This window comes from Aquificaceae bacterium (assembly GCA_037722135.1).
Taxonomy (GTDB): domain Bacteria; phylum Aquificota; class Aquificia; order Aquificales; family Aquificaceae; genus Pampinifervens; species Pampinifervens sericum.
Genome location: JBBKAW010000019.1, coordinates 1 through 11,069, shown reverse-complemented (window position 1 = coordinate 11,069; position 11,069 = coordinate 1). Strand labels below are relative to the sequence as shown.

General features: G+C 47.1%; 10 protein-coding genes. 3 read left to right on the top strand and 7 right to left on the bottom strand.

Going from position 1 to position 11,069, the window contains the following annotated elements:
- Positions 1-75: 75 nt before the first annotated feature.
- Positions 76-1,548 (top strand): cysteine--tRNA ligase, encoded by a 1,473-nt coding sequence (gene cysS, locus WKI49_01445; GenBank protein ID MEJ7621166.1) that lies wholly within the window; start codon positions 76-78, stop codon positions 1,546-1,548.
- The gene (gene folD, locus WKI49_01440) at positions 1,533-2,417 is read left to right on the top strand and encodes a bifunctional methylenetetrahydrofolate dehydrogenase/methenyltetrahydrofolate cyclohydrolase FolD (GenBank protein ID MEJ7621165.1); all 885 of its coding nucleotides are present in this window, start codon (positions 1,533-1,535) and stop codon (positions 2,415-2,417) included. Before cysS ends, folD begins: the two co-directional genes overlap by 16 nt.
- Here the strand turns inward: folD and WKI49_01435 are convergent.
- Entirely contained in the window at positions 2,394-3,845 is a 1,452-nt protein-coding gene (locus WKI49_01435; GenBank protein ID MEJ7621164.1) for a menaquinone biosynthesis decarboxylase, read from the bottom strand. The genes folD and WKI49_01435 overlap by 24 nt on opposite strands.
- Positions 3,805-4,347: a hypothetical protein gene (locus tag WKI49_01430; GenBank protein ID MEJ7621163.1), complete on the bottom strand. Its 543-nt coding sequence runs from the start codon at positions 4,345-4,347 to the stop codon at positions 3,805-3,807. Before WKI49_01430 ends, WKI49_01435 begins: the two co-directional genes overlap by 41 nt.
- A gap of 49 nt (positions 4,348-4,396) precedes the next feature.
- Between WKI49_01430 and WKI49_01425 the strand changes: the two genes are divergently transcribed.
- A complete protein-coding gene (locus WKI49_01425) occupies positions 4,397-4,930 on the top strand; it encodes a thermonuclease family protein (GenBank protein ID MEJ7621162.1) in 534 nt (177 codons plus the stop codon).
- On the opposite strand, the gene WKI49_01420 is transcribed toward WKI49_01425, so the two are convergent.
- The 5 genes from WKI49_01420 to WKI49_01400 form a co-directional block, all read right to left on the bottom strand.
- A complete protein-coding gene (locus tag WKI49_01420; GenBank protein MEJ7621161.1) occupies positions 4,931-5,356 on the bottom strand; it encodes a DUF2231 domain-containing protein in 426 nt (141 codons plus the stop codon).
- On the bottom strand, positions 5,343-8,390 hold the full coding sequence (locus WKI49_01415) for a CusA/CzcA family heavy metal efflux RND transporter (GenBank protein ID MEJ7621160.1): 3,048 nt from the start codon (positions 8,388-8,390) through the stop codon (positions 5,343-5,345). Before WKI49_01415 ends, WKI49_01420 begins: the two co-directional genes overlap by 14 nt.
- Positions 8,387-9,394, bottom strand: a complete 1,008-nt coding sequence (locus WKI49_01410) for an efflux RND transporter periplasmic adaptor subunit (protein ID MEJ7621159.1) — start codon at positions 9,392-9,394, stop codon at positions 8,387-8,389. The genes WKI49_01415 and WKI49_01410 overlap by 4 nt, the downstream gene beginning before the upstream one ends.
- Complete coding sequence (locus WKI49_01405; protein ID MEJ7621158.1) at positions 9,376-10,560, bottom strand: TolC family protein; 1,185 nt, start codon at positions 10,558-10,560, stop codon at positions 9,376-9,378. The genes WKI49_01410 and WKI49_01405 overlap by 19 nt, the downstream gene beginning before the upstream one ends.
- A gap of 37 nt (positions 10,561-10,597) precedes the next feature.
- Positions 10,598-11,069, bottom strand: a 472-nt coding sequence (locus WKI49_01400) for a hypothetical protein (protein ID MEJ7621157.1), incomplete at its 5' end; no start/stop codon positions are given.

Here is an 11,069-nt window from a genome sequence, read left to right as displayed (position 1 = left end):
GGGGCTATAGACCCCTAAGTTTAATCTATGATTTATTGTATCACAAAGTGGTCTCTTGCGTGCTAAAATACTACTATGAGTATCCGCATTTATAACACCCTTACTGGTAAGGTTGAGGAGTTTGTTCCAATAGACCCGCCAAAGGTTTCCATATATACCTGTGGTGTGACGGTTTATGATGACTCTCATGTGGGGCATGGGAGGAGTCTTATAGTCTTTGATGTTCTTAGGCGTTTTCTTGAGCATATGGGATATAGGGTAAGGTTTGTGAGAAACTTTACCGATGTGGATGACAAGATAATAAACAGGGCTCTTCAAGAATGCACGGACTTTATGACTATTGCCAACAGATACATTGCAAGCTACTACAGGGATATGGAAAAAATAAGGGTTAAGCCTGCGGATGTGGAGCCAAGGGTAACGGAGCATATAAAGGAGATTATTGAGGTTATACAGGGTCTTATTCAAAAGGGTTATGCCTACGAGTCTGGTGGTGATGTTTACTTTTCTGTTTCTGCCTTTCCTGAGTATGGTAAACTTTCAAAGAGGAATATAGAGGAGCTTGAGGCTGGTGCAAGGGTAGAGCCATCGGAGAAAAAGAGAAATCCTCTTGACTTTGCTCTTTGGAAGTCCGCAAAGGCTGGCGAGCCTGCTTGGGATTCTCCTTGGGGACCCGGGAGACCGGGTTGGCACACGGAGTGTGTTGCTATGATTTTTAAGCATCTTGGCGAGACTATAGATATTCATGGTGGGGGTCTTGACCTCGTTTTTCCTCATCACGAAAATGAGATAGCTCAAGCGGAAGCACTCACTGGCAAGCCTTTTGCTCGCTATTGGGTTCACAACGGACTGGTGACGGTGGGTGGTCAAAAGATGTCTAAATCTCTTGGCAACTACATAACCCTAAAGGAGGTCTACTCTAAATATCATCCTGATATCCTTAGGCTCTTGGTGCTCTTTACTCACTACAGAAGCCCTCTGGACTTTTCTTGGGAGAAGATGGAGGAGACAAAGAGAGCTTACGAGAGGCTCATAGACGCTCTTGAGGGTCTTGAGCTTTTAAAGAAGCTACCCACTTACGAGGAGCGTGGCACTCATCCTCTCTTTGAAAAGGTCAAGGAAGCGGAAGAGGAGTTCTTTGGGGCTTTGAGTGATGACTTTAATACTCCTCAAGCTCTTGCGGTGGTCTATGGTCTTGTTTCTGAGCTCAACAAGGTAAGAAACAAAGCCTTTTCTGAAGGTAGAATATCTCTGCAGGAGCTACAGGCTTATGAGTTTGCGGTCAACTCTCTTATAAAGAACCTAAGGGGTGTTTTTGGACTTCTTGAGGACTACAAGCCAGAGTGTGAGGTGGAAAGGGTGGTCCAAAGGGAGTTGGAGGCGGGGCAGGTTTTGGACGAAAGGTTAATAAACCTTTTGGTAGAGGTCAGAAACTTAGTAAGAAAGGAAAAGCTCTATCACATTTCAGACCTCATAAGGGATAAGTTAAAGGAGCTTGGCATAGTTCTTGAGGACACGCCTGCGGGGACAAGATGGAAAAGGCAATAGGCACATACCTTTTGCTTGACGGAAAAAGTCTATCAGAAAAGATAAGGGCGGATATACGCAGAGAGGTGGAAGCCTTTGTCTCAAAGGGTCTAAGACCCCCTACCCTTGCGGTGGTGCTTGTGGGTGATGACCCTGCCAGCAAGGTCTATGTGGGAAACAAGAAAAAAGCCTGCGAAAAGGTAGGCATAAGGTCCATATCCTATGAACTTCCAGAGAACACCACTACCGAAGAACTGCTTGAGCTTATAGCCCAGCTAAATGCAGAGGATGAGGTGGATGGTATTCTTGTCCAACTTCCTCTACCACCTCACATAAACCAGCAAGAAGTTATCCTCGCCATAAGCCCCAAAAAGGATGTGGATGGTTTCCACCCTGAGAATATGGGAAGGCTTGTGGCGCGTATAGAGGATGGCTTTATTCCTTGCACCCCTCTTGGTATAGACCTGCTCCTTAGGCACTACAACATAGAGGTAAAGGGGAAGGATGTGGTTATTGTGGGTGCGGGTTTTATTGTGGGAAGACCACTTAGTCTTTTGATGCTATGGCGGGATGCGACCATAAGCGTGTGTCATATACACACAAGAGACATAAGCAAATACACAAGGCAGGCGGACATACTTATTTCTGCCACAGGCGTGCCACACCTTATAAAGGCTCATATGGTAAAGGAAGGTGCGGTGGTGGTGGATGTGGGTATATCACGGGTAGGAGACAAGATAGTGGGTGATGTGGACTTTGAGGAGGTAAAGGAAAAGGTCTATGCCATAACACCCGTGCCAGGGGGTGTGGGTCCTATGACCGTTAGTGCCTTGCTTTTGAATACCCTAAAGGCTTACAAGAGGAAGCTACAACCCAAGCCTATGCCATAGGCTGTCTATTCTCTTTTTAACCTCTTGAGACATCTCTATAACCTCGGGCCACTCCCTTGTGTAGCCTTCTTCTTTCCACTTGGTGGTTGCATCTATAACCATCTTTCCACCAAAGCCCACTTGGTTTGTGGAGTGGTCAAGCACATCTATGGGACCCTTTAGAATTAGCACATCCCTTGAGGGGTCTACGTTGTTGCCCCAAGCCCACAAAACCTGTCCAAAGTCATGAACGTCTATGTCCTCGTCAAAGACCACTATATGCTTTGTCAGAGACATGAGACCAAGACCAAGTAAAGCGTATGCGGTCTTAAAGGCATGTCCGGGATAACGTTTCTTTATGGAGACAAAGCAGAAATTATGAAAACAACCTTCTGCAGGCAAGTGGTAGTCTACCACCTCTGGCAGGTTGAACTTTATAAGAGGCAGGAATATCCTCTCTGTAGCCCAACCTATGTATTTGTCCTCTTGAGGAGGCTTACCCACTATAGTGGCAAGGTATATGGGGTTGTTTCTATGCAGGATGGCGGTTATGTGCATTTTGGGGTATTTGTCCACGGGAGTGTAAAAGCCTGTGTGGTCTCCAAAGGGACCCTCATCCACAAGAGGCTCGGAGGGGTCTACATAACCTTCTATTACTATCTCCGCATGGGCAGGATACTCAAGGTCTACGGTTATACCCTTTATAAGCTCCACTCCCTCTTCTCTTATAAGACCTGCAAAGAGGTATTCGTCCACCTCTGGTGGGAGAGGTGCGGAAGCCACATAAGAAAGCACTGGGTCTCCACCTATGGCTATTGCCACTTCAAGCCTCTTGCCAAGCCTTTTTGCCTTCCAGTAGTGGTGGTTTCCATCCTTGTGAATCTGCCAGTGGAGGGCAAGCTCCGTGGGAGAAAGGACCTGAATGCGATAAAGACCCACGTTTCTTATACCGCTTTCTGGGTCTTTGGTAATGGTCTGACCAAAGGTTATATACCTTCCACCATCCTTGGGCCAACACTGAAGCACGGGAAACTCAAGGATATCTATCCTTTCCCTCTTTATGTTTTCCCTTATGCTCCCATCCTTTACAATTCTTGGTAGAGAGTCGTTTAGTTTCTTTAGCTCTGGAAGTCTTTTTAGCTTGTCAAGGAAAGTGTGGGGTATCTCTGGTCTTAGGAGTTTGTAGAGCTTCCAGCCTATGTCCTCAAGGTTCTCATAGCCAAGGGCGAGCTTTATCCTCCTTTCCGAACCCAAAAGGTTTGTTAGCACTGGGGTGCTGTAGCCTTTGACCCTTTCAAAGAGGAGAGCCTTGCCACCGCCGGGCATTTTGCAGACCCTGTCGGTAATCTCCGTTATCTCAAGAATGGGAGAGACCTCTTCCCTTATGCGTGCAAGCTCACCTTCCTTTTCAAGCAGTTTGAGAAACTCTCTCAGGTCCTTGTAGGGCATTTTCCTCTCCTTCTAAAACACACAGGTCTTCCCTGCATCTTACCGCAGGTCCCTTTGTGAGCTTCTTGGAAACCTCAAAAAGAAGCTCTCTTATAGAATTTCGTAAAGCCTGCCTCAGGTCGTATAGCTCTTTGAGCTTTTCAGAAAGCTTCTTTGCCTCTTCCTCCCTCCCTTGTGCCATGGCACAGTCTAACCTTCTTATGACCTTCTCCGCAGACTCATCACAGTGAACCATAGCCATAGAAAGATGCTTAAGAGTGCACCAAAGGCTTTCCACCTTGCTCCTGAACTCTCCACCGGATTCGCCAGAAACCTCAAGGATAGAGAAAAGAAGGTTTCCCACGCTTTTTCTTCTGTTTCTTAGCTCGTCTATGTAGGTTATGAGGTCTTCAAGTTTTGTCTCGCCTTCCAGCTCCATAAGGTGTTGCTCCGCATGGGCAAGGTGGGCTATAAGGTAGATAACCTCCTCAACAAGAGCTTCTTCCCAGAGCTTTCTTTCCATTTTTAAAAATATAGCACAGGAGCATACCAAATTGGTTTATAATTATTCCATGCGTTTGTATGTAAAGCTACTGATTTTGGTGTTTTTTGCGGTAGTCTCCTGTGGTGGTAGCCAGCCAGCGAAAGTTCCAGAAAACACCACACCTTGCACTGTAGTGCGTGTGGTGGATGGAGATACTTTCCACTGCAGGCTTTCCTCTGGCGAGAACGTGAGGGTAAGGCTCATAGGTGTGGATACTCCAGAGAGCTCGGACAATCCCAAGGCAAGGAGAGATGCGGAAAGAAGTGGTAAAAGCGTTGAGGAGATAATCAGAATGGGTAAGGCTTCTACGGAGTTTACCAAGAGACTGCTACCAGAAGGAGAAACCGTATACCTTGAGTTTGACGTGCAAAAAACAGACAGGTATGGAAGGCTCTTGGCTTATGTTTGGCTTAGTGATGGCAGGATGCTCAACGAGCTTCTCCTAAGAGAAGGCTACGCTATGGTATACACCATTCCTCCGAATGTAAAGTATCAGGAAAGGTTCTTACAAGCTCAAAGGGAAGCAAAGGAAAAGAGAAGAGGGCTCTGGGGCACGGAATAACTACTTTTCAAGCCAAGGCTTTACCATATGGTCGTAGACCACCGAGCCTCCAAGGTTTCCTTGTATAAAAAGGAGGGCGATTCCCAACAGGAGCATCACCGTAAACAAGCTCCTCATGGCTGGGGTTTTTGAAAAGCTAAGCCTTACACCAAGCAAGGCAAGGAAATACACAGCCAACAAAAGCCCCAAGTATTTGTGAGTTGAGAAGATGCCTATTTGATAGAGCTTGTCTTCTATAGGCTCGTAGGCTATCATCCCGCTTATAGCTCCGAGCACTACCGACAGGCTTCCAAGTAGGCTAAAGGTCATATGAAGACCATCGGGGTCCTTTTTCCTTATGCGATAGTATAGGTCTATTATCAAAAGGGCTACGGGCATGGCTATGGCAAAGTGGGTAAAGGGTGGGTGTAGTTTAATGAGTTCCATTTTTCCTCCTCCCTGCCACCAGCTCGTAAACCAGTGGCAACACCACAAGAGTTAGCATGGTAGAAGTAAATATACCTCCTATTACCACCACTGCAAGGGGTTTTTGCACTTCAGAGCCTATATCTCTGCTTAGGAGCATGGGCAAAAGTCCAAGGGATGCGGCGGTGGCGGTTATAAGTATGGGTCTTAGCCTTCTTGAGCCTGCTTGGAAGAGAGCTTCTCTAACGGGCACACCCTCCTCTATAAGGCTTCTTGCGTAGGAGATAAGCACCACTCCGTTTAGAACCGCAATACCGAAAACTGCGATAAATCCCACTGCAGAGGGCACAGAGAGGTTGTAGCCAGAAAGGTAAAGGGCTATAACGCCACCCACTACCGCAAAGGGCACGTTTAGCATAACCACAAGGGCATCCCTCAAAGAAGCGTAGTTCATATACAAAAGCAAGAATATGAGCCCTATAGCCAAGGGAACCGCTATCATGAGCCTCTTCATAGCCCTCTCTTGGTTTTCAAACTGTCCTCCAAAGGCTATGTAGTATCCCTCGGGAAGTTTTATGTCTTTCTCTATCTTTGTCTTTATCTCCTGCACAAAGCCTCCCAAGTCTCTTCCAGTAAGATTGCTTTGAACAAGTGCATACCTCATGCCATTTTCTCTTCTTATCTTGTTGTAGCCTTCCGCTATGTATACGTCCGCCACCTCCGAGAGGGTAAGAAGGCTACCATTATGCGTAAGCACGGGCAAAGACTTTACCTCTTCCAAGGTTTTTTCCTTAAGGGTTAGGACTACAGGGAAGAGTATGGTCTCCTCTTGGAGCTGTGCTATCTCTGAACCACCAAGGTAGTAGGAGACCACCTTCATTATGTCCTGAGTGGTAAGGTTATACTTCTGGAGCATCTCCTTTTTGGGAACTATCCTAAGTTGGAGTTTACCCGATTGAGCTTCCGTTTCCACGTCCACCGCACCCCTTGTCTGGGCTACCAGCTTCTCTATCTCTCCTGCCAGTTGATTTATCTTCTCAAGGTCTTCTCCAAACACCTTTATGGCAAGGGTTGCCTTTACTCCGGAGAGAAGCTCGTCTATACGCATCTGTATAGGCTGGGTAAAGCTAAACTCCACGCCAGGCACGCCCTCCAAGTCCTTTCTTAGAAGCTCTTCAAACTCAACCCTGCTTTTAAAGCTCCTCCACTCGCTTACGGGCTTTAGTATGATAAAGGTTTCTATGTAGCTCACATCCTCTGGCTCTCCTACTTCTGCCCTTCCTATGTTGGAAAAGGTGTGGACTACCTCTGGGTATTTTAAGGCGGTCTCTTCCACAAGCCTTGCCACCCTCTTGGCTTCCTCAAGGGACACATTAGGGTCAAGGAAGGACTTTACGAGCACCGCACCCTCCTCAAGGGGTGGAGCAAACTCCTTTCCAACCCTTGAAAGCAAATACAAAGAAAACACAAAGGAAGTAAGGGCAAGCAAAAGCACCACAGGTCTTACCCTAAAGGCAAAGGAAAGAAGGGAAACATACCTTTTTCTCAAGGCGGAAAAGAGGGCACTTTCTTCCTTCCCTCCCTTGAGAAGCCAGTAGGAGAGCACGGGCATAAAGACCAAGGCAACAAAGAGAGAGGAGAGCAAAGCAAGGATTATGGTAAGAGCCAAAGGCTTGTAGTATTTGCCTTCCACCGATTCAAAGGTAAAGATGGGCAGAAAGACCACTGCGATGATGAGAATGGCAAAGGTTAGGGGCTTTACTATTTCTTGGACGGAGGAGACTATGAGCGTGGTCTTTGAAGCCTGACGGTTTTCTGAAAGGTGTCTGTATATGTTTTCTACCACCACCACGCTGGCATCCGCAAAGAGACCCAAGCCTATAGCAAGACCTCCCATGGTCATAAGGTTTGCGGATATGCCAAGGTTCTTAAGAAGAGAAAAGGTAATGAGGAGAGTTAGTGGGATAGAGAGCACCACAAGAAGTGCCACCCTCAAGTTCCAAAGATACAAGGCTATGGCTATGGTTATGAGGACTATACCCTCTATGAGAGCTCTCTCCACAGTGCTAATAGCCTTCTGGGTGAGGTATGCTTGGTCGTATATGACCTTTATGTCCACGCCTTGCGGTAGGACCTTTTTGGCTTCCTCTATTGCCCTATTTAGCCTTTCCACGAGCTCCATAGTGTTCACGCCAACCCTTTTGAGGACTATGTTGCCCTGCACCTCTTGACCCTTGTAGGTAAAAGCACCCCTTCTATTGGGAAGCTCACCGGGGACAACCTGTGCAATATCTCCGAGCTTTATGTAGGTATCCTCTGTCTTTTTTACAGGCACTTTTAGCAGGTCCTCTACGCTTGCGTATCTTCCAAGACCACGCACCACCAAATCACCCTCGGGAGATTGGATAAAGCCTCCTCCTGCAACTTGTCCGTATTCCTCAAGGGCATGTATTAGGTCATACAGGCTTAGGTTATACTGAAGGAGCTTTTGTGTGTCCACCTTTACAAGAAAGGCTTTTTCTGGACCCCATTGGGACACCTCCTCCACTCCATCCACAGCCTTTATAATGGGCTTGACCCTCCACTCCTGAAAGGTCTTTAGGTCTTCAAGGCTGTATTTACCTGTGGTATCCTGTAGGATGTAGAACATCACGTTTCCAAGACCTGAGGTGTTTGGACCCATGCGAGGGACAAAACCCTGTGGCAAAAGCCCCTGCACCTCCGAGAGCTTTTGAGAGACAAGGTTTCTGGCAAAGTATATGTCAGTGCCATCCTTGAAAAAGACGCTCACATAAGAGAGCCCCGGCAGGCTTATACTTCTTACAAGCTCCGCATCCTTTATGCCAGAGAGTGCGGACTCTATAGGTTTTGTGACGAGAAGCTCCGTCTCCTCTGCGGACATGCCGGGCGTTTCTGTGTATATAACCACCTGCGTGGGAGTTGGGTCTGGAAAGGTATCCACTGGGATTTTAAGAAAGCTATACACACCATAGACCACCACAAAGGGAAGGAGCAAAAGCACAAAAAGCCTGTATGCTAAGAGCCTCTTAATCATCGCTCCGCCTGTGCCTTGAGGAATATAACACCCTCTGTTGCCACCTCTTCTCCGTCGGAGAGACCCTCCACCATGACCCTGTTTCCAGAGGAAAGGAGCACTCTTACCCTTCTTACCTCAAAGCCATCCTTTACCCTCACAAAGACCACCTCTTGACCCTTTACCCTCTGAACCGCAGAAACGGGAAGCCAAGCACCCCTTTGGGCTTTTCCCCTTATTACTATCTGCGTCTTTAACCCCTCCTTTAGACTGCTGTCCCTGTTTTCCACCACAAAACGCAGAACCTGTTTACCAGTGGCTGGGTCAAGCCTCGGAGAGACCCACTCAAGCCTCGCAGGATAAAGCCTTCCCTCATACTCCAAAAAGCTGTTTCCCTCTACCCTAAAGCCTGGGTCCGCATAGGCATAAGCCCACAGCCTTGAATAGTCTTGGACCTTAAAGAGCATACTCCCCAACCCCACAGAAGAACCAAGCACCGCCTTCTGCTCCACTATCACCCCAGACCTTGGACTCCTTATCAAAAGGTTGTCCCCTCTGACCTCTCCAAAAGAGTCCCTGCTTTGCAAAAGTGCTTTGTATTCGGAAAGTGCCCTTTCATATTCCACCTTTGCGGAGAAGTATCTTGCGTAGGGTATGACCTCTTCCTTATAGAGGAGTTCCTCCCTTTTGAGAAGGTCTTCTGCGGTCTGAAGCCTTACCTTTGCCATACGAATTTGAGCGTTTAGCTCCGCTATCCTTGGAGAGTAAACCTCCGCCAGAGGCTGACCTTTCCTAACCCTGTCTCCTTCCTTTGCGTATAGCTTTTTTACTATACCCTCAATGGGTGCGTAAACCTCCACGCTCATGCTTGCGTCCGCCTTTAGCTGGGCTGGTATCCTAAGCTCTGGGCTTTGAGTTTCTATCTTTACCCTCTGCGTTCTTATCCCCAGCTTTTCCATGCTTGCAGGTTCTACCCTTATAACCTGTGCAAACACCACAAAGGGTATCAATAACATCCACACCATTTTGACCCTCCGTAGGCTATGCCCTTTGCATACTCTGTATGCGCCTGCAGGAGAAGTTCTAACTTCCTCTTTAAGAGGTCATAGTAGCTTTTCCTTGTCTGAGAGAGCTCAAGAAGGGTTATGGTTCTTAGCTTGTAGCTTTTGAAGGCAAGCTCAAGCTCCTTTTGTGCCTGTGGTATTAGCTCCCTTTGTATTCTTTCTACCTGTCTTTTTATCTCCTCATACTGAGTTTTTGAAGAGTTAAGCTGGGCTAAAGCCTTTTGTTTTTGACTTTTTTCTTCCGCAAGCAGAAGCTCCCTCTGGGCACTGAGTTCTAAGAGCTCTCCCTGTCTTTTGTAAAAGATGGGAAGACCCACAGTAAGACCCACCCTAAAGCCATATTCCCTGTCCCCAACCTTCTCTCCAGTAAGGCTTAGTGAGTAGGTAGGCTTTGCCAAGAGCCTTTCCACCTCCACCTGCTTGGATATGCTCTCTTTTCCAAGACGATAGTATGCAAAAAGAGGCGTATCTTCAAGGTTCATTTCCTTCCATTCAGGAAGTGTAAACTCTCCCTCTACCTTGTCTACGTCCTTACCCACCATAACCGAAAGCTCCTTAAGGACACCTCTGTATCTTGCCTCTGTTATTCTCCTTTCACCCTCAAGGAGCTCAAGCTCCCTTTCTGCCCTCAAAAGCTCAAGCCTCGTGGTCTCACCAAGTTTAAAGCTCCTCTCCACAAAATCCCTTATCTCCCTTTGAAGGGCAAGCTCCTCCTCCATAACCTTTAGAAGTTCTTTCAGATAAAGGGCATTATAAAAGAGGGAGTATACCTCGCTTGCAAGCCTGTTTTTTTCCGTTTCTATACGATAGTCCAAGGCGGTGCTTTGAAACTTGTAGACTTCACCTGCAAGCCTCAAGATGCTTGGATACACAATAGGCTGAGAGTAGGTGAAGTTATAAAGTGGTGCCTTTGAAAAACTCTCCTTTGAAGTGCCAAAGTTCCCCACCTCCAAAGAAAGGCTGGGATTCAAGCCTGAGCGGTAGCTTAGCCTTTTTCCCTCGTAGACAAGTCTTTCTGCGGAAAGCCCCTTTATATAGGGACTGTTCTCTATGGCGGAGTTTATGGCTTCCTTCAAATCAAGGGCAAAGGAAAGGCTACAAAGCAGTAATACAAAGGCTAAAAGCATCAGCTTCAATTATACCTCAGAAAAGATTAACAGAAGATTAACCGCCCTTGGGAAACTCCACCCAGAAGAAAACCTTATACAGCTCACCCTCTACCTCTTGCTTTGCCCCTATTTTCCAACCCAAAACATCACAGAGCCTCTTTGCCACATAAAGCCCAACACCGCCCACCGGCTTTTCAAAGATGCCATCCACCAAGGGTTTAGAGGATAGGTTCTCTACCTTTAGCTTGCCATCCTTTAAGAAAACCCAAACCTCTCCCTCTCCGTGCCTTATGGCATTGTCCAAAAGCACGTCAAAAACCTCCATGGCAAGCTCTGGGTCGCATTCAACGAATACTTCTTCAAGCTCGCTCCTTATCCTCTCCGATGGATAGAGCCTCAAAAGCTCTTTTAGTAGGCTCTTTATATTGCAGGTCTGGAAAGATGGACTGTAGGACTGGGCTTCCAGCTTTGTAAGCCTTAGGAAGGTTCTTGCACTTCTCTCTATCTGGTGAATCTCTTCCCTTATA